The sequence below is a fragment of the Nostoc sp. genome (assembly GCF_036917095.1).
Lineage (GTDB): Bacteria > Cyanobacteriota > Cyanobacteriia > Cyanobacteriales > Nostocaceae > Nostoc.
The window spans coordinates 148,844-173,737 of sequence record NZ_JBALFH010000044.1; the positions used below are offsets into that span (position 1 = coordinate 148,844).

The window sequence follows — 24,894 nt, forward strand, 5'->3', positions numbered from 1 at the left end:
TCAAATTATCTACAATTAATATTAGCAATGCTGCTGTCTATGTATTTGCTCTTTTAGTAGTTGCATTCCTTGCTTTGGAAAGGGTCGTTGCCACTTTTGCTCGAACCCGTGGCGGGTTTCGATATCGCGTAAAGCCCGCCAAAATGGGATAACCAACGATATTCTGGAGCCAGAAAAAGTGAAAACGACTTCCTTTGCGTTTTTAACTCGTAGTTGGTTAGTGTACTCAATTACTCTCAACATTGCTTGCTCATTACTTTCTGAGAAAAGAAACTCATAGTCTATTGGCTCTGCATTCCACCGAACAATTTTTGAATAACCTAATTGAAGAAATAAACTTAATGCCTCCACAAGTTCAGCGAGCGAGTCATAGGGTATATAAGAAGCTATGAATGAGAATTTTTGCTCATTCGTAATCAAGTTAACAGGCATCCATCCGTGATTTATATCACCGAAACGAACACGAAAATTTTCAGACATATTTGCAATAAGTTTTAGCGAAACCTCAACGCCAGAATGGGCACACCAGAGAATAAAAATATCTCTTTCTATCCCCTATGTCCCAATACAGTTTAGTTAAGCTTTTTTCTCTCCCCCTGCTCCCCCTGTCTGCCTTAATAGATAAATGTGCTTAACTGAACCGTATTGCCTTATGTCCCATACCCAACAACTACTTAATCATCTTCAAGTTTTAACAATTGTTCATCAAGAGTTTGTATCCGCCCGCGCACAATTTCTTCTGAGAGAATTCGCTTCCGCATTCCCTCATTGAGCGCTCCTTTTTCTGCCAACAGTAAACGTCGGCGAATGGCTTCAAGCTTACTGCTCTTGCCACTTCCACCTTCCACCCGATCGGGGCGACGATTATATAGTTCCCGCAGTGTTTTTTCTGCACCAGCAATTCGTACCTGATAAGCTGAACGCATCTCTTCATAAACGGCTTTTGGTAATACCCCTGATTTCAACAGGCTATCTAATTCATCTTGTGCCGCCTTACCCGTCATCAACTGGGCTTGCAACTCTTCAACCTGTTGTTGAACTTCGGAAAATTTAGATAACTTTAAGCGTTTTACCACCCAAGGCAAACTTAAACCCTGTCCCACTAACGACACCAGCACACAGCCGAAGACTATAGCTATCAAAACTTCTCGCCCTGGCAGTGTTGTAGGTAAACTTAATGCCAGAGCCATTGAGAGTGAGCCTTTGATGTTGCCTAAAAACAGTAAATGTTGCCAGCGCAGCGGAATTGGGCGGTCAATCCAACGAACTAATGCTAGCAGTGGATACACCGTAAGAACTCGCCCGATTTGATAAGCCAAAACTGCAAGTAGAATTGCAGGTAAAGTTTTCCAGAGTGTTACCAAGTTTATTTCTACACCAATTAACAGAAAAATAAAGGTATTGACAGTGAAACTAGCATATTCCCAGAAACTCAACAAAGTGATGCGGCTAGAAGCAGAAGTATTCTGAGAAAGCCCTAAATTCCCGAAAATTAATCCAGCAACAACTACAGCCACAGGGCCTGATACGCCGAGAAATTGCCCAACCTGAAAAGTTCCTAATGCAACTGCGACTGTTAGCAAAAGACTGCTAAGAGCATCATCTAAACGGGCGAATACAGGTATACTCAAGTAGCCCAAGACTAACCCCACAACGCAGCCTCCTAGAGAGATAAATAGCAGTTGTTGGATTCCCTCTACAAATGTGAGTGAGCCTGTTGAATATACTTGCACGATCAGGTTGAAGGAAACTAGGGCAGCAGCGTCATTGAATAAAGTTTCTCCTTCAACAATGGTGGAAAGCCGTGAGGGTACTGGTATATCCTTAAATACAGCAATCATGGAAACAGTATCAGTGTTTGCCAGAATTACTCCGACAAATAATGCAGGTATCCAATCCAGTCCCAAGACAAATTTCAACAGGACGGCAATAATCGCACTGGAAATCACAGCCCCTGGCCCAGCTAGTAGGGCAATTGGTTTAAAGGTGCTGCGTAGGCGGCTGACATCTGTATTAATACCAGCTTCAAAGATGAGAATTGGCAAGAAAAGATCCAAAACAAGGGTTGGACTTAAACCAATCCGACGAGACAATAGCTCAGTTATGGGCAAACCTGCTAATACTAAACCCGTAACATAAGGGATTCCCAACCGCCGGGACAGCAAAGCTACACCTGTAGCCACAACCAAGAGAATAATTGAAACTTTGACTAATTCGGTAACATCCACTATTGCGTTTTAAAGAGTTAGTTTGACTTGACTGATAGATTCTCTCCTCATTCATGCCAAATTAGCAAGTTCAGCGTGTGGGTTCAGAACTTCTAATTTCCTCCACTTGACCAACTTCAAAAATTAGAGTGAATGTTTGCCCCATCTCTCGCTTGATAAATTCTTCTAATAACTCTACTTGCCGAGGTGTGACAGTTTCTCTTGCCCGGACGCTCAAACGGACTTTGCAAAAATCTTAAAACTCTCTTTCCCTCTGCTTCCCGTCCCCAGCAAGAATTGCGGTCTTAATGATAAGTCTTTTACCTGACATGATATTAATCCCCCTGTGGATGCTCATCCCACAAGGTTGTCAGTTCCCGTAAACTTTGATGATTGCCATTACCTAAAATCAGATGATCTAGTACCGGAATGCCTAAAAGCTGCGCCCCTGCTAACAACTGACGCGTCAATTCTATATCTTCCTGGCTGGGTTCAAGGTTCCCAGAAGGATGGTTGTGGGCAACTATTACCCGCGTTGCGCCTTGGCGAATAACCTCGCGAAAAATATCACGGGGAGAAGCTAAGGTTTCGGTTGCAGTGCCAATGGTAATTACTTGCGTACCCAGCAAACGATTCTTGACATCTAATAGCACCACTGCAAAACGTTCTTGTATCTGCCACATCAAATCTTGGCTGAGGGTAGCAGCAGCAGCAAGTGGGCTATCAATTAATGTGCCATCGTTGGGTCGAGATTGAAAGGCGCGTTTGCCCAATTCAATTGCTGCTAAGATACTTGTCGCCTTCGCCGGGCCAACACCAGAAATTTGCATCAACTCAGCAGGGCTAACTTCTCGCAGAACTACCAAAGGATCGCGTTGGTGTTTGGCTAATTCGCTCAAGATATATTGTCCCAAACCCACAGCAGATAGTTTCCCTGGCCCTTGACCTGTGCCTAGAAGAATTGCAATTAACTCCGCTGTGGCTAAAATTTTGGCACCATGCGTCATTAATCGTTCGCGCGGACGCTCATTTGTAGGTAAGTCGGCAATTCTGAGGCAATAGGTCATATTAAACTAAGAGAATAGCACCACACATAGAACTATCCTTATTTATCCCTTGTTTGCTCTCAAAATCTTCCTTATTTGAGAAAATCTTTAATTTTAGAAAATTTTCTCTATTTCTATATATCTTGCTCTTATTGGAATCATGAACCCTATTCTCCTAAGCCACTGGCTGCCAATCTGCGATCGCGCTGGGCTTGCCTATATTCCAGCAACCTTTGGCCCAGAGGTAATAATCGATGAAATTTTCCGTTTCTTAGAAGGACTGGGAGATACTCCAACACTCGATCGTGCATACGCTTGGTTACGTCAATACTATCAGCCACGGTCTACTATGTGGCGTTGGGATTGTTGTAGTACTGAAATACTGAAGGCGACGATGGCTGAAAGTTATCCAACGGCTCTGCCGCTCTTAGAGTTTGATTTAGATGAACCTCGGTTTATGTCTGTATTAGAAGAGTTGGAGCGATCGCTACGGGGGGTTACGCCTACGCAACAGCCTACTGTCTCTGTTTTGATTAGACCTTGGGTTAATGCCAAAGTAGAGGCAAGTTATCCTGTGGAGTTTAGAGCTTTTACTTTTCCTTCAGGTATTGCTGCAAGCGCCTGTAAAGTAACAATCACTTGCCCGCCTTGCTCTTCGATTAAGTGCGCTGTTTCCTGATTGCCTTGCTCGGCAATGTCGGCGACCACCACCTTCCTGCTCCAGTGACGAACCAATGGATGTGTATTCGCCTCTGGGAGTGCGGTAAAAGTCATAAAACTCACGCTCAATGGCGGTGGAGTTCTCATTCAGTTCATGCACAGTCCCGCCTGTGTATTCGGTCTCGCCGCCCGTGAACTCCACATAGCGTTGTTCAGCCGCCTCTGCGATTGCTTTCTTTCTCTGTTCGAGGGTCGTAGAATGCCTAAGCCCGTTACGGTTAGCCGCACCCATATCGTACATGCTTACCGTCGCAATGGCCTTCATGCGCGGGTCAATCTTGGCGGCGCTGATGACGAAGCTTCCGCTGCCGCAAATCCCAAGAACGCCAATCCGGTTCTTGTCAACGAATGGCCGGGTGCCCAAAAAATCCACCGCAGCACTGAAATCCTCGGCATAAATATCCGGCGAAACAGCGTTGCGGGTCCGCCCCTCACTCTCGCCCCAGAAGGACAGATCGAGGGACAAGGTGACGAATCCCTGGTCTGCCAGTTTCTGGGCATACAGATTCGCGCTTTGTTCTTTCACTGCACCCATTGGGTGTCCCACAATGATTGCGGGATTCTTGGCGGTCTGATTCAAGGTTTTGGGAATGAAGAGAGTCCCGACAACTTGCATGTTGTATTGGTTTTTGAACGTAACCTTTTGCGCGATCGCTTTGTCGCTCTTATAGAAGTTGTCCGCCCCCTCGACCACAGAGGACTTCTGGGCGGGTGCTTGGGAGTTCTTATGCGAGGTGCGCGTTTTGTCGAGCGCAACTGCCGCCGTCGTCGCGCCGATCGCACTAATCAACAGGGGTAGTATAACGAGGTGTTTCATTGAGTTCTCCAAATGTGTGGATTGGTTAGCTGCGGTTCGACGCTTCGATTTCCGCTGTTGCTGTATTTTTCTGCTCCACACCGGCGTTGTTGAAGGCAAAGTCCAGGCGCCCGAAGGTCTCGATGGTCTTGGAAAGAGCTGCCTTCACGTCTTCAGCTTGCGTTACGTTGCACTTGACGGCGATCGCTCGTCCGCCGAGTTCTTCGATCTTGCGTGCCGTTTCTTGATTACCCTGTTCTGAAACGTCGGCGACCACTACATTAGCGCCCTCACGGGCAAATGCCAGTGCCGTAGCTCGACCGATGCCGTTCGCTGCTCCGGTTACAAACGCAACTTTTCCTGTGTACTTTCCATTCTCGTTCGTTGTCATGATTTTTTTCCTTTAATTCTTTACCTAACAAGGTCTTAAAACCACCAGATGCAGAGATCAGTTGGGATACTGCTCGTCGCTGACATGCTCCAGCCAGTCCACAGGCTTACCGTCGAGTTCTTCGTGAATGGCGATGTGCGTCATGGCTGTGGTGGCTGTAGCTCCATGCCAGTGCTTCAGTCCAGGCGCAATTCGGACAACATCACCCGGTCTGATTTCCTGAATTTGTCCGCCCCATTGCTGGACATAACCAGACCCAGCAGTCACAATCAGGGTCTGTCCCAGCGGATGGGTGTGCCATGCTGTACGCGCACCAGGCTCAAACGTGACACTGGCTCCAGATGTGCGTGCTGGATCGTGTGCCTCGAATAGGGGATCAATGCGGACAGTGCCGGTAAAATAATCAGCCTGCCCTTTGGCGGAAGGCTGTGAGCCACTTCTTTTAATGTCCATTTTCTTAATTCCTTCACTTGATGCAATTTTGGTAGCTAGGAGACAAGTCTCTTGCCCAATCAAAACTGAGTTTTCTATTAAATAAAAATCCAGAATGCTTATAAGAAGCCGAAATCATTTTTCATTGCTTTAGCTTCATTCTATGAATCTTGAAGAACAAGTAATAGGACGATCGTCTAAGATCGTTGTACAATTCTGCAAACTTAGAAATGAACGCTGCCAAAACGAGTGAAAAGCCCGATCGCGATTTAATGAACGACCCGCAGGCAAAGCGCGAGGTAGACAGAGCACAAGCCAACAGAGACGAACTCAAAGAGCGTATCGCACACGCGATTCCTCATGATGGGGCGATTGAGCCGCTCAAAGGTTTGCACTTCAACCGCTCCTCCTCGCCTTCGGAATGCGTTCATAGTGTCTCTATCCCTGCGTTTTGTGCGATCGCTCAGGGCAGCAAAGAAGTTCTTTTGGGTAGCGATCGCTATCTGTACGACCCGATGCATTATCTGCTTGCTACGGTCGAACTGCCAATTATCAGCCAAATTCTGGAAGCGTCCAAAGCGCAACCGTACCTTAGTCTTCGCCTCGATCTTGACCCTACCCTCGTTGGCTCAGTGATGGTCGAGGCAGGGTATCCCTCGCGCAGCCGTGCTGATGTGAAAGCGATTGACGTAAGTCCGTTGAATGCAAATCTGTTGGACGCTGTTGTGCGGCTGGTCAGGCTTTTAGATTCCCCTGCTGAAGCTCATGTTCTCGCACCACTGATTAAGCGAGAAATCATTTACCGACTTTTGATGGGAGAGCAAGGTAATCGGCTCCGTCATATTGCAGTTCTGGGTGGCTATACCTACCACATCGCCAGAGCTGTCGAGCGACTTCGTAAAGACTTTAACGAGCCGATCGAGATTGAAAGCATGGCCCGAGAGCTGGGAATGAGTGTATCGGGCTTCCACCATCACTTCAAGTCTGTCACTGCCATGAGTCCCTTGCAGTACCAAAAGCAACTGCGGCTCCAGGAGGCTCGCCGTCTGATGCTGGGTGAAAAGCTTGATGCTACCAGTGCTGCCTACCGCGTGGGTTATGACGATGCCTCGCATTTTAACCGGGAGTACAAGCGGCTTTTTGGTGCGCCACCGATGCGCGATGTGGAGCGGCTGCGAGAAACTGCTAGGGAGACTGCTAGTTCAATATAATCTCCTCAACATGCCCTAATCTTGCCAGAAATCGCTAAAACATTGTGGAGACATCTCTGTGTAGCGCACCGTATGCTGAATGTTCTTGTGTCCTAGATAGTGCTGAATAGATCGCGATCGAGAGCTACGCCAGCCTGGATTTCAGCCTTAACGACCAAAATTTTTCCGTTGCTAAAACTAAGCCACTTCGTAGAAAGCATTAAGACAAAACGTGCTGCCCTACGCTTTTTGAGTATTCGTCCTCAATGGCCAAAACGAGTTTGGAAAAGCAGGAAAAACAGAGGAAGACCCATCAAAATTTCCGTTCCTAGATTTCAGCAGGAGCGATGTTTCGCTTGGTATCAACGCAAATACCGTCGTCTCTTCCTCAGATGGGAGCGTCGAAAGGTTTATTTTTACTTATTACTGATAAATTTGCGTTGCTTTCAGCATGTGGTAGGTAATAATTAGCTGGGTGAGAGCAAGAGGATAACTTTGCAATGTTTCCCCAGTTGTACCAGCAATTTTACCCAGTTCTGGATTACTTTCGCGATCGCAAATACTTCGTAAATGGGGCATATCAGAACAAATAATATGCTCTAGCTTATTCACCTGTTCTAAGGTTGCATGACCATCAACTTCTAAAACATCCACAGGCTTACTCATATCCCTGTCTAGTCCCAGGCGGATTGCTGAGTCAGAATTACCATAGCCAGAGTTGATAATCTGGGTAAAATCTGGGTGGGGAATTGTCGGACGTAGTACCAGACGGACATTCAGGTGTCCATTGGTTTCATCTTCTTCTTCTGTGGGTGGGTAGAAACTAATAACAATATCAGACCATTGCCGCTGCGGACGAATAAATTGTGCTGAGTCTGGTTCGCGCTTTTCTAATTCCGCCAGTACTTGTTCAGCAGTGTAACCCCGCTTTTGCGTATCCCGTTTGACTTTCCATTTAGAGCGTAGTTCTTCTGGTGGTGCAAGGTAAACTTTCACGTCGTAAGAGTCGCGGGCGGCACGAGTAGAATAACCAAGTAATCCCTCAATAATCACGAATTTATTGGGCTTGATATAGTGCGGTGCCTCGAATGTGCCGGTTTTATGGCTGTAAACTGGCTTAAGAATTGGCTGCCCTGTGCGTAGTAACGACAGGTGTTGCTGCATAATATCTAGGTGGTTGCAGTCTGGGTGGAGAGCAGTGATCCCAATATCTGCACGTTCTTTGCGATCGTAACGGTGATAATCATCTGTACAAATGAGCGTGACATTTTCTGGGCCGAGTACCTGAGCGATTCCTCGCGTTAGTGTTGTTTTCCCAGCAGCGCTGTCGCCGACAATACCAAGAATTATTGGACGGCTCATCATACCTCCCAGAATAAAAGCAAGTTTATTAAAAAAATTCCCTACAATAGTTTTTATTTTAGAAGGGTTTAGGCCAGTAACTCAAGCAAAGACTTGGTATGCAATATCTCTACATATAACTAATCTATGCGATCGTTTTTGGCACAATAATTACCAATAACCATCAATGTAAAAGTAGATTGTAATTTTAGACATTTTTTGCTGAATCTACTCTCAGCCTTAGATACTCAATTTTGATACAGGTATCCATCACCACGTTGAGTCCTGCTTCTATTGCTTTTTGTGCTGACGATCGATGCCAGACACCCAATTGCGCCCACACAGTTTTAGCGTCGATCGAAATTGCTTCATCTATAATTTCTGGCAAGTACTCAGAACGGCGAAACACATTAACAATATCCACGGGTTCTGGTAATTCCTGAAGTGCAGCATAACTGGGTTGACCGTCAATTTCTTTAATTAAGGGATTGACCGCATAGACTGTGTAGCCAACTTGCCGCAAAAATTGGGCGATTTGATAGCTAGTACGACCGCGTTTATCAGAGTGACCCACAACAGCGATGGTTTTGGCTTGGGTCAACACCTCGCGTAGGGCGTTATCATCTTCTTTGAGGTTTGGCATGAGCTAAATATCCTGAGTGTAGGCGCAGCCTGTCGTAGACATCGCTTTGCCTATCATACCGAGTCGCATTTCAAGATAATTTTTAATTCTAAAAAATCCTTGGCGAGTATCAAAGACTCGTCCACTAGTCCCCAATCCCCAATCTGATGACAACTCAAACACTAGGACTCGAACAAAACCTTTATGAATATTTACTATCAGTCTCTCTGCGAGAACCGGAAATTTTGACCCAACTGAGACAAGAAACAGCCCAGTATCCAATAGGGAGGATGCAGATTGCTCCCGAAGAAGGGCAATTTCTGGCGTTACTGGTGCAGTTGTTGGGAGCTAAGAAAACTTTGGAAATTGGGGTATTTACAGGTTATAGTTCCCTGGTAGTGGCATTGGCGTTACCGAGCGACGGGAAGGTGGTAGCCTGTGATGTGAGCGAGGAATTTACAGCGATCGCTCGACGCTATTGGCAGCAAGCAGGAGTGGCGGATAAAATTCAACTGCACATTGCCCCAGCTTTGGAAACTTTGGATCGGCTACTCGCAACAGGAGAAGCAGAAACTTTTGATTTTGCCTTCATCGATGCAGATAAGAGCAACTATGATGGCTATTATGAGCGATCGCTGCAATTAGTGCGTCCGGGGGGACTGATTGCGATCGATAATGTCCTCTGGTCAGGCAAGGTTGCCGACCCCCAAGTGCAAGATAATAGAACTAAAAAGATTCGCGCCTTTAATCAAAAGCTGCATCAAGACCAGCGAGTTAGTCTTAGTTTAGTTGCGATCGCAGATGGGTTGACTCTGGCACTCAAAAAGCAATCTCTTTGAATCCCCATTTATCTATTTGTTGCGATCCGAGAAGCGGCTGTAGTGTCGCTTTTATAAAAAATAGTGATTTTACTAAGTTACAAAGAAAGGCAGATGGCAGCTATGTAAGAAGTATGAATAAAAACTTTAGTTTTGGGTTATTGCCCAGTTTCAAAAAAGAATTGTATCAAGACGCATAGCGCAACTTGCATTGCGTCCAATATGAATACCACGTTTTTAAACGTGGGTTCTCTTCTGCCTTCTGAATTTCATCTGTGACTTTTGGGAAAAAGACAATTTCTAGCAGCTGATTTTTTCCACTAAAATCCACTTGGCTACTTTGAAGTGCCACAGTGCTAATTTTCTTTATCTGAAGATTAATCCTAGAGGAAAAAAGTGTACTCGGAAACCTTTCTTTCTTTTTTTAATATTTATTAGGTTGTATATTATGAGAATATCAAAGTAGATAAATACCTCTATTAACTATTTAACCTTTAATATCCGTGGAAGATATTCTGCAAGCAGTAGAAAGAATTCTGCAAGACAAGCCTCTTGCTTCCATTCAGTGGTTTGTGCTCTCTCAATCGTGGTTGGGCAAAACTTACGGTGAAATGGCAGAGGCATCAGGCTACCGCGACAATTACATCAAGGAAGTTGGCTCTGAGTTGTGGCAAGACCTTTCCGTTGCACTTGGAAAAAGAGTAACGAAAAAAAATTTGCATTTAGCCTTGAAGAAACACCTGCAAGACAAGATAGGCGATGGAGAGAATCAAAGCCAACAAAAGTTTGGGGAAGAATCTAGCTTAGAAATGGTTTCTCCAGACCTTTCTTCCACAAAAAAGATAGAATTTCCTAGCGGCCCTGTACCACTGGATTCTCCTCTTTACATCAATCGCCCTCCCTTAGAAGAACTTGTTTATAACGAGATTTTACACCCTGGTTGCTTAATCCGGATCAAAGCACCTAAAAAGATGGGCAAAAGTTCACTGCTCAACCGGATGATTGCTTATGCTAGAGAGCAAGGTTATCAAATTGTCTATTTGGACTTTCAAGAAGCCGATCGAGACGTTTATGCTTGCCTTGATAAATTTTTGCGTTGGTTTTGTATCAATGTCAGCAGGCAGTTAAATCTCTTTCCTTGTCTAGATGATTTTTGGGATACGGAAATGGGGAGCAAGGTAAGCTGCAAAATTTATTTTGAAGCTTATGTGCTGCAATATATCGATCATAATCCTGTGGTTTTGGCTTTAAATGAAGTCCATCGAGTTTTTGAACATCCTAATATTGCCCAAGACTTTCTGCCAATGCTGCGATTTTGGCATGAACAATCAAAGCAGGATCAAATCTGGCAAAAACTGCGGATGGTTGTAGTTCACACAACAGAAATTTATATCCCACTCAACCTAAACCAATCGCCTTTCAATGTAGGGATAACAATTACGCTGCCACCGTTTACTCTCAATCAGGTACAGAATTTAGCATTATGTTACGGGCTACATTGGGCAGCAGACTCCGAAGGAGCAAAACGCCTTGCTCCCCTACAAGCAATGGTAGGAGGACATCCCTATTTAGTGAGTCTGGCGCTTTATCATTTATGTCAGCAGGAAATGACATTAGAGATGTTACTAGAAACCGCATCTACACCAGTAGGAATTTACAGTCAGCATTTACGAGAACTGTTGACTATACTCAAAAAAGAACCAGAATTAATGTCAGCGATGCAACAGGTAATTGCAACAAATGAAAAAGTGGAGTTAGACGCGATCGCTGCTTACAAATTAGAAAGTATGGGTTTGGTTAAACTAAACGGCAATGAAGCTCATGCTATGTGTGAGTTATATCGCCTTTATTTTAGCCAACAGCTTAGAACGCAAAATAGTGTTAATGGTTCTAATTCTTTGTCAAGCGAGTTTTAATGCTTATAAAATAAGGAATAAATTCCTTATCCAACGGGAAAGTTAGTCGCTCTCTAAAAGACGCTGTGGGGAAGCAAGCTACGCATAGCGTCTCGTAGAGAAGACCGCGCCAACTCACTAGTAACTCGCCCTACCCCATCAATTTAAACTTGACAGACCACTAATAAATTGTTGGAAGAAAAATAATAAAAATACTTGAAATTATATGATTTTTATCAAATGCTGTTTGTAATCTCTTATGAGCAAGTGGCGTGAATTTAGGAGGATCTAAAGTTTTGGATACCTTAGCCACCACTTTTAAAATATCCTCTTAACTATGGCAATACAAATTTCTTGATTTAGATACAGAAGGAATTTAAAATCATCAAATGAACAATTATCGATACCAAGTTGGTGGTACACTCACCAATGATGCTCCTAGCTATGTTGAGCGCAGAGCGGATGTGGAACTTTACGAATCCTTGAAGCAGGGTGAATTTTGCTACATCCTAAGCTGTAGACAAATGGGCAAATCCTCACTCATGGTAAAAACAAAGTACCGCTTGCAACAAGAGGGCTTTAGATGCGCCACCGTTGATATGACTAATATTGGTTGTGAAAATATAACTCCAGAGCAGTGGTATAAAGGAGTTGCCGGCGACCTATGGTTGGGTTTTAAACTGTTAGGAAAAGTCAATTTCAAAAGCTGGTGGCAAGAACAAAATGATATTTCTTTGGTTCAGAAACTCAGTCGGTTTATTTCGGAAATTCTTTTAGCTCAGTTTCCTAACGAAAGACTATTTATCTTTATTGATGAAATTGATAGTATTATCGGCCTCGATTTCTCTGTTGATGACTTTTTTAGCTTGATTCGTTTCTGTTATAACCAACGAGCCATCGATCCAGAGTATAATCGGATTACATTTGCAATTTTCGGTGTTGCAACACCTTCAGACTTAATTCTATCTCGAAATCATGCTACCTCGTTTAATCTTGGTAAAGCCATACAAGTAAATGGTTTTACATTTGAAGAAGCTCAACCACTATCTTTGGGATTGGATATTAAAGACAATCATCCCCAGAAAGTTTTGAAAGAAGTATTAGCTTGGACAGAAGGGCAACCATTTCTTACTCAAAAACTGTGTCGGCTACTTGTAAATTTATCTCAAGATGATACGGGTAGAAAGCTCAAAATTCCCCCTGGCACAGAAGAATTTTGGATAGAAAATGTGGTGCGATCGCACGTCATTGAGAAATGGGAATCACAAGATGAACCAGAGCATTTGCGGACAATTCGCGATCGCATCCTCAGAAACGGACAAATCTCCGCCAGACTGCTGGGAATTTATCAGCAAATTCTCCAAGGAATCAAAGTACCAGCCGATGATAGCCGAGAACAGGTAGAACTGTTGCTGTCTGGTTTGGGGATCAAAAAGCAAGGTTTTCTCCAAATCAAAAACCGAATTTATCAAGAAATTTTCAATTTAGAATGGGTTGGAAAAAAATTAGCTTACTTGCGCCCATACTACGAAGCTTTCAATGCATGGGTGGCCTCAAAAGAAAAGGATGAATCTCGCTTATTGCGCGGACAAGCCTTGATTGATGCCCAAACTTGGGCAAATGGTAAAAGCTTGAATAACTTAGATTATCGTTTTTTAGCTGCTAGTGAAGAATTAGATCGGCGAGAAGTGCAGCAAGCATTAGAGGCCGAACGTGCCAAAGAAGTTGAAGCACGACTTGCAGAACAACAAAAAAGGCTGGCTCAACAGAGAAAATTTGCCAGAATAGTAACACTTTTGCTTTTGGGCATGACAATCAAGTTGGCGATTTCTATAGTGTGGGGAATGTCGCTTTTACAAAAGATTGATGCTTTAGAATCACAGGGAAAATGTACCCAGATAGGGCATCAGGGCAAAGTAATAACTGCAAATTCTCGCTTAGGTGGATGCTGAGGCGAATTTGAGATTTTAATTTTTGCATACATAATTAATTAAATGCGATAAGTTAACATGAGTTTGACGAAGCTAAAAAAGCGATGAGGGTAAGACTTATAAGTTTATATCTTACGAATTCTGTTATCAACCCAAATAATTAAGAGGATGAAGCAATTGAGTAACCTAGATAGAGTTTTAGATGCTGCAATGGAGCTTACTTTAGAGCAACAAGAAATACTGGTACAAATTCTCAAAAAACGAATTATTGAAAGTAGGCGAGATGAAATTGCCTCAGATGCAGCAGCTTCCATTGCTGAATTCCAAGCAGGTAGGCTCAAAGTCCAGACTGCTAGTGAAGCAATTCAAGAATTACGGGAATATCTCAATAACCCAAGTGCAGCCGATGTATAAGTTGGTTATCACGAGCAAATTTAAAAGAAGTTTCCGAAAATTTGCTCGTCGTAATGCTGACTTGCAAGGCAGAATAGAAGAAACTATTGCTGCTATGGAAAATGATATATTTGCAGCTAACTTGGGCACTCACAAGCTAGAGGGAAAGCTATCAGGGCTGTTTTCATGCTCTTGTGGATTTGATTGTCGCATTGTTTTCTCACTAAAAACCGATGACGAGAGTGAGGAACAAGTTGTTCTTTTGCTAGACATTGGTACTCATGACGATGTTTATTAGCTCAATCCAAGTAAGATTGCCGATTTTGTAGCAACTGTCTTGAAAATCAAGCGATGTCTACGACGGGCTGCGCCTACGCTTATGTATAATGAATGATTCACTTAGTGCGATGCCTGCGGCGGGCTGCGCCTACGCCCTAAAGAAACGCAGTCTTCCCAATGCTGTCAGTGATGTGAGTTAAAATCCTGATATCTTCAATAACTACTCACGCAGACAGCCCCGGAAAAAAGCGATCGCTATGCTTCAGTATTCCCGTCTCGAACAAGCGCTAAAATATCACTTCGGTTACGACCAATTCCGCCCTGGACAACGGCAAATTATCGAAGATGCGCTGCAAAACCGAGATTTAATGGTTGTGATGCCGACTGGTGGGGGAAAATCTCTGTGCTTTCAGCTACCAGCGTTGTTAAAAAATGGACTAACTGTGGTGGTGTCGCCGTTAATTGCTTTGATGCAAGACCAAGTAGAAGCACTGCGAAATAATAATATTAACGCCACATTTCTCAATAGCAGTTTGAATGCTTATCAGGTGCGATCGCGGGAAGAAGCCATCCTCACTGGTAAGGTAAAATTACTCTATGTCGCCCCTGAACGTCTTTTGAGTGAAAGGTTTCTCCCGTTTCTCGATTTAGTTAAAGAAAAAATCGGTATTTCTAGCTTTGCTATTGATGAAGCGCACTGTGTTTCGGAATGGGGACACGATTTTCGTCCAGAATATCGCCAGTTGAAATCTCTGCGGAAACGCTATCCTGATGTTCCTACTGTCGCCCTCACCGCCACAGCAACCGATCGCGTTCGTAGTGACATCATTCAACAACTAGGACTAAAGCAACCTAGCATCCATCTTGCCAGTTTTAACCGTGAAAATCTTTATTATGAAGTTCGTCCTAAAACTAAATATGCTTACGCTGAATTATTAGAACTAATTCGAGAAACTGAAGGTTCGACAATTATTTATTCTTTAACTCGTAAAAAAGTTGATGAACTCACTTTTAAACTGCAAAATGATAAGGTTGGTGTTCTGCCTTATCACGCCGGATTAACTGATGAGGAACGTAGTAGTAATCAAACGCGATTTATTCGAGATGATGTTCGGGTGATGGTGGCAACAGTCGCCTTTGGGATGGGAATTAATAAACCCGATGTGCGGTTGGTAGTTCACTTTGATATGCCCAGAAATATCGAAAGTTATTATCAAGAATCGGGTAGGGCAGGTAGAGATGGCGAACCATCTCGGTGTACAATATTTTTCAGTTTTGGTGATGTTAAAACAATTGAATGGAGTATCGATCAAAAAACTGACCCTCAAGAACAGTTGATTGCTAAACAACAACTGCGGCAGATGATCGATTACTCTGAAGGTACTGATTGTCGGCGAACAATTCAACTGGGTTATTTTGGCGAAAGGTTTCCTGGGAATTGCGGTAACTGTGACAATTGTCGTCATCCCAAACCGATGCAAGATTGGACGATTGAAGCCATGAAGTTTTTATCTTGTGTGGCGCGTTGCAAAGAAAGGTTTGGGATGGCATACATAATTGATGTGTTGCGGGGGGCGAAAAAAGACAAAATTCTCCAGTACGAACACGATAAACTTTCTACCTATGGTATTGGTAAAGATAGAACTCTAGATGAATGGCGAATGTTGGGGCGATCGCTTTTACATCAAGGGTTAATAGAACAAAGTAGCGATGGTTACTCAGTTTTAAAACTAAATGCCTTAAGTTGGGAAGTGATGCGAAAACAACGCACAGTTTCCCTAGCTGTAACCACAGTCCAAAAGATAACCTGGGAACAGGGGAGCGAAAAAGCAGAAGAAGCAGAAGTATTATTACAGAAGTTGCGATCGCTACGTAAACAATTAGCTGATGAGCAATCTGTACCACCTTACGTAATTTTCCACGATTCCACTTTAAAATTGATGGTACAGGTGCAACCCCAAAACTTAGCTGAATTTGCCAAACTTTCTGGTGTAGGTAGTCACAAACTCGCTCAATATGGTGAAAAGTTTATTACAGAAATTCGCGCCTACCGCCAAGAAAAAGGGTTGCAAAATAAATCTGCTACTTCCGTATCTTCTGCCAAATCATCTTCTTCTTACACAGAATTGCAGACATTACAATTGCATCAACAAGGTTTAAATATTGCTCAAATTGCCCAAAAACGCAATCTTAGTCCAGCAACAGTTAGCAATCATCTAGAAAAACTTATTGAAAAAAATCAGCCAGTTGATTTAAATCAATTAGTACCTTTAGAACATCAACAAAAAATTTGGCAAGTTTTAGAAGTACTCGGTGACATTTCCCTCACTCCTATCAAAGAACAACTAGGCGAAAGCTACACTTTTGATGAAATTCGTTTAGTACGGAGTAAGTGGCGGCGCGAAAATCGCAAATGAAAATTAAATTTTAGAGGATGTTTTCAAAGTATTGGGCGAATAGAATTCGCGGCTACACAAGCAAAGTCCACCTCCGTGGACTAAGAAAAAGTCAAGATTTTAAACCCACGAAGGTGGGTTTTGTCTGTATAGCCGCGAATTCTATTCGCCAGGGCTAGTATGAATTGAGACTTTACAAATATCCTCTTAACTTGTTCCTAATGTACCCCTTATGCCTACAATTGGAGATGAACTAAAACTCCCCGAAAAAAGGCCCGCTTTTGATAGTGCCATCGGGCATAGTGGTATTGTAAACAAAATTCCCATAACTCCAAATAATGTTTGGAGCGATGTAAGCATCTCGGAAGTTAGTTTTAATCAAAATAGCGAACTCAAAACTACTGATGTTTGCTCCACAGAAGACAGCACTACTAGCATTCATCTGAGCCAAATTGGTTCCTCCCAAATCGGCTTCAGTCAAGTTACACCAACTCAAGTTGGCAGAATACAAATTAGCATCCCTGACAACAGCGCGTTTCAACCAAGCGCTTTCCAAGGAAACACCAAACAAATCGGCTCCAGTCAAATCGGCTCTACACAGATCGGCTTGTCTCAAATAGGCTCCGCGCAAGTTGATATCTCTCAAAATAGCACCTTCGAGGTCAATCGAACTGTCAAGGGGAACACCCTCAGATTGAATCAACTCAATCCCAGCGAAGTTTCGCTCTCCATCAGCATACCGAACCAGCAACTCCTCAGCAGTTATTTTCCAAGGCATGATTTAACCTCCAAGTTTTTTTATAATCTCAAATATATGGATGTCTAAGCCTTTATGGGCGGTTTATATCTAGAAAAAAGATAGCCCTGTTGAGTATACTCTGTGAATTTTCAAACATCCTTTTATGATTAAAATACAAGAGCAAGATTAAAGGAGTTAGCCGATGAGTCAGATGCTTAATACAGGAGTACGCTGGACAACTCAGGATGTGGAATTATTACCAGAAAATGAAGGGACGCGCTACGAGATAGTTGATGGAGAATTATTTATGACCAGGGCACCTCATTTTAAACATCAGCAAACTTGTGGCAAGATTTTTCGACAACTTGATGTTTGGTCAGATTCTACTGGTTTAGGAGAAGCTGTGATCAACCCTGGTGTTTTGTTTTCAGAATCAGATAATGTGATTCCTGATGTAGTTTGGGCTACTAAAGAAACCTTGGCGCTAACATTGGATGAAGCGGGACATTTAACTGGCGCACCAGATTTAGTAGTCGAAGTTTTGTCTGCTAGCAACGAAGACCTAAGACGAGATAAGGAAGCAAAACTTAAACTTTATTCTTCCAGAGGAGTAAAAGAATATTGGATTGCTGATTGGCGATCGCGTAAACTAGAGGTCTATCGGCGCGAACAAACTCAACTTAATTTGGTAGCAACCTTATTTAGTAGCGATATTATAATTTCTCCTTTATTGACTGGTTTTAGCTGTACTGTAAACCAGTTTTTTCCTGTATAAATTTTAGGTTTAATGGAAAAACAAATCTCAAGTAACGGATTAACTAAAGTCCAGATACTGATTATGGCGATCGCATCTGGTGTCTGTGTTGCTAACGTTTATTATAATCAGCCAATCCTTCAAGATATTGCATCATCTTTTAAAGTCAGTGAAGGCGAAGCGGGTAGCATATCTGTGCTTACGCAACTTGGTTACGGTTTTGGGCTTTTCTTTTTAATCCCCTTGGGCGATAAAATCAATAAGAGAAAATTAATTCTTTCCCTACTGATATGTTTGTTCTGTTTGTTAATATTCATGACGTTTTCACAAAACATCATCGAAGTTTGGATATTGAGTGTAGCAATTGGGATTGCGACAGTCTCCGCTCAGGTTATTCTTCCTTTAGCAGCAAGTATAGATAGAGTAACTACAGGCCAAACTGTAGGCAATATTTTTACTGGTATATTGATTGGAATTTTAGGAGCAAGGGTTTTTAGTGGATATATTGCTGAATGGTTGAGTTGGCGTTATGTATATGGATTTTCGGCAGTAATGATTTTAATTGTTATTGTCTTGCTAAATATATATTTGCCTAGTGCCGAAAATGATTTTAATGGTTATTATTTGGAATTATTAAAATCAACACTTTACCAATTAAAACGCTTTGCAGTATTAAGAGAAACGTCTTTAATTGGCGGGTTATTGTTTGGTGTCTTTTGCTCATTTTGGACAACACTAACTTTCCATTTAAGCGGAGCGCCTTTTAATTTTCAATCTGATAGAATTGGGATGTATGGCTTTGTAGCGATCGCAGGTGCATTGATGGCACCAGTTTTTGGTAAACTAGCCGATCGAGGTAACTCCCAACGTTCCTTGACTATTGCTGTATCAATGGTGATTGCAAGTTTAGTAATTGCTAAAATCGCTTCTAATTCTGCACTGGCGATCGCTGTTGCTGTATTGTTACTAGATGTAGGTGTACAAGCAATCCAAGTCACCAATGTTGCAAGAATATACTCTCTTGACGCTCAATCGAATAGTCGCATCAACACAGTTTACATGACTACCTATTTTATCGGCGGTTCTGTAGGTACTAGCATTGGTCTATTATGCTGGCATCTTGGTGGCTGGAATTTAGTGACTTGGGAAATGTTAGCTTTTACTTTGCTCGCATTTTTTATTATAGTCAGACCTAAAACAACTACAGGAATAACAAATAAATAATATATGTATAACTTGTCAAATATCGCCTTGCACCAATAACTAAATTTTCTCCTCATCAAGGCGATATCTATAGATAATCAGCTTACATTAAGAAAAGCTGGGGATTTCAGAGTTGGAATCTTGTGATGTAAGAGCAGACCCTGAAGATGCAGTGTTTTGTTTTTTGGCAGCCAAAATTACAGATAGCAGCTTAGGCAGTGCTAGGCAGGCAACAGTATTTAACAGCGTCAGTAATATACCATCAATCAAACTCATATACTAATCTTCTCCGTTTGAAAATTGGTGTTGACTATATTTTTATTTTGAAGCGAAATTAGTACAATTGCTTAAAAACAGAATTTAGATTTCTTTTATTGAATATAAGCTAAATAAATATATTTTTATTCTATATAAATCCAATTTGATTTTTTAAATAATTTAAGTGTATTAAGCAACGTAACGTATTAACAAGCACTTTAATTAAAATAGCATTTACTTAAGCTAGACTCAGATCCCCGACTTGTTGAATAAATCACGGATATGAGCATTAAATAATTGCCTCTTGACAAGCTCAAATTAATTACTATAGGCTATTCATTTATACGCACCTCAGCATAAAAAAAATACAAAATAAACTGATGAACAATCAAGTTAAGATTTTGATAGCAACAGTATTACTTGTAAGTTCTACAGTAATTAAACCTTCCGGTGCGACAGAAAAAAATACTATTTTTTTTGCTAAAAATATTAGCTTTGTAGCTCCAGAGCAAATCAAAATAGCACAAGCTATAGAACCTAAAGTAATTAAACTTCGTCTAGCAGATTCTGGTGTTTCAGTAGGAAGTGTTTTGTCTTGGGGATTTGCTGGTTTGATCCAAAAAAGATCGACTGATTGGGTTCGTTTAGAAATAAGCGATCGCCAAGTAAAAGTAATACATACAACCAGAACAACTAATTGGTTAACTCAGGTCTCCAAATGGTGGGATCATCCTGTCAGAAAAATTGCTTTTAAGCCAGATTCTTGCAAAATAGATAATGTACAAACCCAAGGTGGCTCAGATATAGAAACTCAATTGAGAGAGATAAAAAAGCTGTATGATTCTAAACTAATAACAGAACAACAATATCAAGAATTGCAGCGTAAAGTTATTAATCAAATAAATACCACTCCCAACCAAGCTACTACTACTAATTCAGAATGTATTGTCTTAGGAGAAAATGCTATAGTACCACTTAAAGATATGGCTTTATTAACTAAAGGAGAATTTAAAATTGAATATTTAGAGGGCAATGAATGGAAATATGCAGCTTTTAGAGTACCAGAAAAAGAATATCACTAGTAAGCTGGAAATAATAAATTTTCCACATATATTTTATTTGTGAGAATTGCAACCCGCAGCTCCCCAACTTCATAAAAGTTGTCGGGGAGCTTGTTTCTCTACAAATGATTTACAGGCTAACTATATTTGATAAGCCGTAAACCCTCCAGTCGAACAGCTTCAGGATAGAGAGCTTTGTAAATATTGCAATTTGGAGATTGAATATCATAACGGCCTGTAGCCTTAAACGTTGCCAGAGGACAACCACCTGTACACCAATATTTCCATTCACATGTACGACAGCCTTCTTTTTCCTCAACGGACAAATTTTGAATACCTGCTTTATCTTGTCGTACAACATTTAAAGGATCTTGAGCGTCAACTGAAGATACAGTTTTATGTAGCTGCATCTGGCATTTAGCAATTTGCCCTTGGTAATCAAATACGAGATAGCTTTGTCCAACTCCACAAGTTCGTTTATGAGGAGACGATAAATTAGCACGATCGATCAATGAACCTAGCAAACTTCGATTAGGTAATTTCAATTCGATAACTTTGAATGCTGCCAACATTCCCTCAATCAGCCGAGATTCTTCTAGCTGCAAGTCTTCGTAAGAAGCTGAAAGTTCGTTTTCACGATAGAAATTTAAACTAAAGGGTAAATTATGCTCTAATATCCATTCAATTAAATCGGGCAATCCTTCTGCATTCCGCCCACTAACCGTGATGGAAATATCTGGTATAAGACCCTTTTGTAAAGCAATCTTAATACCTCGCTCGACATCTTGAAACGATCCCTTTCCTCCTGCATAACTTCTTTGGATATTGTGGAAATTTGATAATCCATCTAGTGAAATCATCAGACGCAGATTCAATGTTTGCAGCATCTCAATAATCTCAGGTGTAATCAATGTTCCATTACTGAGAACAACTCCATCTAATATGATGCCTGTCTCTTTGCTAAGGGATTGAGCATACAAATGCAGATACTTAATTAAAGGAGAGCAGAGTAATGCCTCTCCTCCTGCATACTTCAGTTTGACGCGGCGGTAATGATTTAAGGTGGCAGAGCGAAATATAGATTCAAGGGCGGCTCTACCTGTCTCTATTGACATATCCTTTGCTACATGAGGAAGGTAGCAGTAGTCACATCTTAAATTACAGCGATCGGTGATATGCAACCATGCTGTTAAAGTTTCTGGTATTTCATTTAAGTTAAACGAGCAATTATTCTTAGGTGCTATTAAACGTGCTTGATATAGTTCTTGAATAGCTGTGTGTAAGTCTGTCGAGTCAATGTAAGGATGCTCTGTTTCAATGTCATCTAATTTATGTGGAATTGTAAATTTATCTAGTAAATATAGTGCTGATTTATTCAGGATTACTACTTTATGATGAGTCCCATAACAGATAGAATAAGTATCATCTAGATTCATAATCTGCGAGTTGGGAACTCTGATAAACTCTGTTTCCAACATCCCCAGAGACAATCGGATGTCTGAGCTTAATTCTGCTAAAGGGGATAAGTCACAAGCACAATCTCCTCCATCACAGTCGCATTGCCCAGTTGGTACGTAGGTAGAATTGAGAGAAACTAAAATTTGGGGTCGATCAATTTTTTTACTAAACATGAGAAGATGGCTGTTTTGTGGCACGTATTCTAGTCAGGAACATTTGTTGATCGCACCATTCCTTGAGAGCTTTACAATCTTTCCACTGAGATTTAAGTTGCTGGATCAAAGTTTTAGAAAGTTCTATAGGTAATCGTTCGATTTTCTTTTGGATCAAATTTAGCTCATGTTGGATTGAATACGGGCCGAAACCTCCATGCTGAACGATTTTGGGTATTCCTTGAGCATATTTACTAAAAGCAAAATCGTAGTTAGCTTGTTGAAATGCAACATCACCTTCTATCCGTAATATACGGCCAAAATATAGTGTATGGATATTTTCATATGATTGGAAGCGATCGCTAAGTTCTCGTGCATAGTCTGAAATATGCTCGTAGGCTTTTGCATAATAATCAAACTCTGCTTTACCTACAAGGCTATCAATAGCATATCGCGTGTCATTGTACTCTAAACTAGTCTGATAAGAGCGATCGTTGAGTTTTAGAGCTTGTTCTTGTAGAGAGCGATCGCACTTTTGAAACCCAAGATGCCAATAGACACTGGCTGTTTGGTGCAAAATTCTAGGTAATTCCTCTTCAAGTCCATATTTCTCCGCCAGTTTCAGGCTTTTTTCTAAAGCATCTTGAGCTTGACTTAGCAGATTCAGATCCCACTCTACCTGTGTCACATCCCAAACGGCTTCATTTACTACCTCAGCACTAAACCACTGATTTAAGCCTAACTGAAAGTATGCCCTACACAATATTTGATTATCGTTTTCCTCATTGTCGCAACGGCTTAGAGCTTGTTCGAGTAGCTGTTTAGCTTTAACATAGTTACCATTATCTACTGAAATAGTAGCAGAGGCAATTTCGGCATTGGCTATTTCGCGATCGCTCTCAACACTCGACCACATATCAATAGCAGCCTTAAAACACTGTTCAGCCTTTACATAATCTTTTTGTAGTCCGTACAAAAATCCTAAATTATTTTGAATGCTAGCCATAATTTGAGTTAAGCCTTTATTAGGAGCGTCAACTTCCATCGCAGCATCCCAACCTAGTTTGTAATATTTCTCAGCTTCTTGAAAGTTGTTGAGTTGTCGATAAAGATAACCGACTTGGTTAGCTACACCAGGAATAGATGATAGCTTGTTGCCTTGAACTAGGGATAAACACTCTTGCTGATATTTCAAAGCTTCGTCATAAAAATGTAACTTGGCATTCAGCATTCCCAAGACGTTATAAATATCTGCTTGATGAGAAGAATTAGAAGATTGTTCTGATAGTATTCCCTCTAGCTTTTTCACCTCACTTTCTGTTGTACTCTTGTCTTTAAGGGCATAAACAATCTTTGATTCAAAAATCATCAATTTAATCTTTTGATCGGGATCTAGCTCTTTTTCAAACTGCTTCACAATTGCCACTAATTGATTTACAAAGCTAAATTTCTTGGCTTGAGTGCGAATTGTATTAGTAACTTCATACCAAGTTTTAAAGCCTGTAGTCAGATCGGCGTATAAAGCATTCCATAGCCATCGCGTAGTATTGAATTCCCGTAGTTGTTTAACTTCTTCAACCAGAAACTCGATATTAGCAACTTTATGAGAATGATCGGAGTTAAGTTGAAGCTCCAATAACCTTTTTTGTGGCCCTAGCTGATAATCTTTTTTCTCGAAATATTTGGCAGCAATCTGGCTATCTCGTTTTCTCCATTCCCGATCGGGGTCAATATCTACCCATACATATTTCTCAACTAAGTCTCGCACAATATCATGTAATGATATTTGAGAACCACCTATTACTGATTTGATAAAAAAGTAGCTCTGTGCATCAATAAATAATTTCTGAGCTTCTTCTGTAGATAGTTCTAATAAATTAGCAATATCATAGCTATCTAATGGGTAGATACGTGAAAGCAACAGGGTTAGCCGATCCATTGATGTCCGAAGCTGCGTAATATGTCGAACCATCTCAGCTTCAAATCCACCAGTTTTTTCTAACCTACCTGGAATACTTTCTATATCTTCACTCTCTAACCAATCTGGTATAACTTCCCGATAAGCATACTCTACTCCAAATTCAATCATAATCGGACTGCCACCAGAAAGAATTATGATCTTTTTAACTAAGTCTTGTCCGAGAGTAAAGTGAAGCTGCTCCTCTTTGGAAAGAATATATGCCTGCACATCTTCATGAGTAAATTCATTTAATTCAAAATAACTTAATTCATCTTCTTTGAATGACTTTTCCAGAATTTGACGGGCAATAGTAGGGCGACCTGCTAAAATCAATACGGCATTCTCTAGTTGCTGGCAGAGATCGCTAATATACTCCCAAGCTTCCTCTCTTACCTCTGGTTGTCCTAACTTTTCAACCGTATCAATTAGAAATACTAGCCTTTGTTGTTTAGATTTTCGATTAATTTCATCGACTAAGAACTTTTCAAGTTGTCTGCGTTCCTGCTCGTATGCGGTTTGACTGAGGCGATTTTCATCTTCTCGCAGTTGTCGCAACTGAAGCAACCATTCTTGATATGTAGACTCGGATAATTGTTTGGCAATTTGAGTGTATAAATCTTCTGCATCCTTAAAAACAGGGATATCGCAATCAATAATTTCACTTGTCGCAATCTGAATTTCATTTAAACGGGATTGTAGCGCACGAAGCAACCAAGTTTTGCCAATCCCACCTCGGCCCTCTACCAAAACGACATGCAGATTAGGCTTCTGAATAAGGGAAATGATTCGATTTAGATGTTCTTCACGACCAACAAACTCTAATTTATCTAGCTCAGACATAATACAGGACTC

At 41.4% G+C, this 24,894-nt stretch carries 23 protein-coding genes and 1 pseudogene; 11 read left to right on the plus strand and 13 right to left on the minus strand.

The window, feature by feature from the left end; all coding sequences use genetic code 11:
* Nucleotides 1-21: 21 nt before the first annotated feature.
* From V7L01_RS25120 to radC, 4 genes and pseudogenes are all read right to left on the minus strand, one after another.
* On the minus strand, nt 22-480 hold the full coding sequence (locus V7L01_RS25120) for a hypothetical protein (protein ID WP_335039564.1): 459 nt from the start codon (nt 478-480) through the stop codon (nt 22-24).
* A 194-nt stretch (nt 481-674) separates the two neighbouring features.
* Nucleotides 675-2,228 (minus strand): cation:proton antiporter, encoded by a 1,554-nt coding sequence (locus V7L01_RS25125; RefSeq protein WP_335039566.1) that lies wholly within the window; start codon nt 2,226-2,228, stop codon nt 675-677.
* Nucleotides 2,229-2,298: 70 nt separating this feature from the next.
* Nucleotides 2,299-2,454, minus strand: a pseudogene (locus V7L01_RS25130) (TIGR00341 family protein); the annotation flags it as partial.
* 88 nt (nt 2,455-2,542) lie between these two features.
* The gene (radC, locus tag V7L01_RS25135; protein WP_181928965.1) at nt 2,543-3,274 is read right to left on the minus strand and encodes a RadC family protein; all 732 of its coding nucleotides are present in this window, start codon (nt 3,272-3,274) and stop codon (nt 2,543-2,545) included.
* 139 nt (nt 3,275-3,413) lie between these two features.
* Here radC and V7L01_RS25140 point away from each other — a divergent pair, with 139 nt between their 5' ends.
* Nucleotides 3,414-3,932 (plus strand): hypothetical protein, encoded by a 519-nt coding sequence (locus V7L01_RS25140; RefSeq protein ID WP_335039569.1) that lies wholly within the window; start codon nt 3,414-3,416, stop codon nt 3,930-3,932.
* On the opposite strand, the gene V7L01_RS25145 is transcribed toward V7L01_RS25140, so the two are convergent.
* The 3 genes from V7L01_RS25145 to V7L01_RS25155 are packed head-to-tail and all read right to left on the minus strand — an operon-like array spanning nt 3,855 to nt 5,676.
* Nucleotides 3,855-4,790 (minus strand): alpha/beta hydrolase, encoded by a 936-nt coding sequence (locus tag V7L01_RS25145; RefSeq protein WP_335039572.1) that lies wholly within the window; start codon nt 4,788-4,790, stop codon nt 3,855-3,857. The genes V7L01_RS25140 and V7L01_RS25145 overlap by 78 nt on opposite strands.
* 25 nt (nt 4,791-4,815) lie before the next feature.
* The gene (locus V7L01_RS25150; protein WP_335039575.1) at nt 4,816-5,160 is read right to left on the minus strand and encodes an SDR family NAD(P)-dependent oxidoreductase; all 345 of its coding nucleotides are present in this window, start codon (nt 5,158-5,160) and stop codon (nt 4,816-4,818) included.
* Between the two features lie 57 nt (nt 5,161-5,217).
* On the minus strand, nt 5,218-5,676 hold the full coding sequence (locus V7L01_RS25155) for a (R)-mandelonitrile lyase (protein ID WP_335039577.1): 459 nt from the start codon (nt 5,674-5,676) through the stop codon (nt 5,218-5,220).
* 146 nt (nt 5,677-5,822) lie between these two features.
* Here V7L01_RS25155 and V7L01_RS25160 point away from each other — a divergent pair, with 146 nt between their 5' ends.
* A complete protein-coding gene (locus V7L01_RS25160; RefSeq protein ID WP_335039579.1) occupies nt 5,823-6,803 on the plus strand; it encodes an AraC family transcriptional regulator in 981 nt (326 codons plus the stop codon).
* A 402-nt stretch (nt 6,804-7,205) separates the two neighbouring features.
* On the opposite strand, the gene V7L01_RS25165 is transcribed toward V7L01_RS25160, so the two are convergent.
* Both V7L01_RS25165 and V7L01_RS25170 read right to left on the minus strand, forming a co-directional pair.
* Nucleotides 7,206-8,144 (minus strand): phosphoribulokinase, encoded by a 939-nt coding sequence (locus V7L01_RS25165; RefSeq protein ID WP_335040820.1) that lies wholly within the window; start codon nt 8,142-8,144, stop codon nt 7,206-7,208.
* A gap of 187 nt (nt 8,145-8,331) precedes the next feature.
* On the minus strand, nt 8,332-8,766 hold the full coding sequence (locus tag V7L01_RS25170) for a CoA-binding protein (protein ID WP_335039581.1): 435 nt from the start codon (nt 8,764-8,766) through the stop codon (nt 8,332-8,334).
* 146 nt (nt 8,767-8,912) lie between these two features.
* Here V7L01_RS25170 and V7L01_RS25175 point away from each other — a divergent pair, with 146 nt between their 5' ends.
* The 6 genes from V7L01_RS25175 to recQ all read left to right on the plus strand — a co-directional run bounded on the left by V7L01_RS25175 (nt 8,913) and on the right by recQ (nt 16,478).
* Nucleotides 8,913-9,584, plus strand: coding sequence for a class I SAM-dependent methyltransferase (locus tag V7L01_RS25175; RefSeq protein WP_335039583.1), 672 nt, complete (start codon nt 8,913-8,915; stop codon nt 9,582-9,584).
* A 482-nt stretch (nt 9,585-10,066) separates the two neighbouring features.
* Complete coding sequence (locus tag V7L01_RS25180) at nt 10,067-11,479, plus strand: AAA-like domain-containing protein (RefSeq protein WP_335039585.1); 1,413 nt, start codon at nt 10,067-10,069, stop codon at nt 11,477-11,479.
* A 368-nt stretch (nt 11,480-11,847) separates the two neighbouring features.
* Nucleotides 11,848-13,410, plus strand: a complete 1,563-nt coding sequence (locus V7L01_RS25185; RefSeq protein ID WP_335039587.1) for an AAA-like domain-containing protein — start codon at nt 11,848-11,850, stop codon at nt 13,408-13,410.
* Between the two features lie 147 nt (nt 13,411-13,557).
* Nucleotides 13,558-13,803, plus strand: coding sequence for a hypothetical protein (locus V7L01_RS25190; protein WP_335039589.1), 246 nt, complete (start codon nt 13,558-13,560; stop codon nt 13,801-13,803).
* Nucleotides 13,796-14,080, plus strand: a complete 285-nt coding sequence (locus V7L01_RS25195; RefSeq protein ID WP_335039590.1) for a type II toxin-antitoxin system RelE/ParE family toxin — start codon at nt 13,796-13,798, stop codon at nt 14,078-14,080. The genes V7L01_RS25190 and V7L01_RS25195 overlap by 8 nt, the downstream gene beginning before the upstream one ends.
* Before the next feature lie 238 nt (nt 14,081-14,318).
* Nucleotides 14,319-16,478 (plus strand): DNA helicase RecQ, encoded by a 2,160-nt coding sequence (gene recQ, locus V7L01_RS25200; protein ID WP_335039592.1) that lies wholly within the window; start codon nt 14,319-14,321, stop codon nt 16,476-16,478.
* A gap of 232 nt (nt 16,479-16,710) precedes the next feature.
* On the opposite strand, the gene V7L01_RS25205 is transcribed toward recQ, so the two are convergent.
* Nucleotides 16,711-17,235 (minus strand): pentapeptide repeat-containing protein, encoded by a 525-nt coding sequence (locus tag V7L01_RS25205; protein ID WP_335039594.1) that lies wholly within the window; start codon nt 17,233-17,235, stop codon nt 16,711-16,713.
* Nucleotides 17,236-17,398: 163 nt separating this feature from the next.
* Between V7L01_RS25205 and V7L01_RS25210 the strand changes: the two genes are divergently transcribed.
* Together V7L01_RS25210 and V7L01_RS25215 are read left to right on the plus strand one after the other, a co-directional pair.
* The gene (locus V7L01_RS25210; protein ID WP_335039596.1) at nt 17,399-17,971 is read left to right on the plus strand and encodes a Uma2 family endonuclease; all 573 of its coding nucleotides are present in this window, start codon (nt 17,399-17,401) and stop codon (nt 17,969-17,971) included.
* A gap of 12 nt (nt 17,972-17,983) precedes the next feature.
* On the plus strand, nt 17,984-19,174 hold the full coding sequence (locus V7L01_RS25215) for an MFS transporter (RefSeq protein ID WP_335039598.1): 1,191 nt from the start codon (nt 17,984-17,986) through the stop codon (nt 19,172-19,174).
* 87 nt (nt 19,175-19,261) lie between these two features.
* Here the strand turns inward: V7L01_RS25215 and V7L01_RS25220 are convergent, their stop codons facing one another.
* On the minus strand, nt 19,262-19,429 hold the full coding sequence (locus V7L01_RS25220; RefSeq protein ID WP_335039600.1) for a hypothetical protein: 168 nt from the start codon (nt 19,427-19,429) through the stop codon (nt 19,262-19,264).
* Between the two features lie 362 nt (nt 19,430-19,791).
* Between V7L01_RS25220 and V7L01_RS25225 the strand changes: the two genes are divergently transcribed.
* Complete coding sequence (locus tag V7L01_RS25225) at nt 19,792-20,493, plus strand: hypothetical protein (RefSeq protein WP_335039602.1); 702 nt, start codon at nt 19,792-19,794, stop codon at nt 20,491-20,493.
* A 116-nt stretch (nt 20,494-20,609) separates the two neighbouring features.
* Here V7L01_RS25225 and V7L01_RS25230 read toward each other — a convergent pair whose 3' ends face one another.
* Together V7L01_RS25230 and V7L01_RS25235 are read right to left on the minus strand one after the other, a co-directional pair.
* A complete protein-coding gene (locus V7L01_RS25230; RefSeq protein ID WP_335039604.1) occupies nt 20,610-22,103 on the minus strand; it encodes a radical SAM/SPASM domain-containing protein in 1,494 nt (497 codons plus the stop codon).
* A complete protein-coding gene (locus V7L01_RS25235; protein WP_335039606.1) occupies nt 22,096-24,882 on the minus strand; it encodes a tetratricopeptide repeat protein in 2,787 nt (928 codons plus the stop codon). Before V7L01_RS25235 ends, V7L01_RS25230 begins: the two co-directional genes overlap by 8 nt.
* Nucleotides 24,883-24,894: the final 12 nt, after the last annotated feature.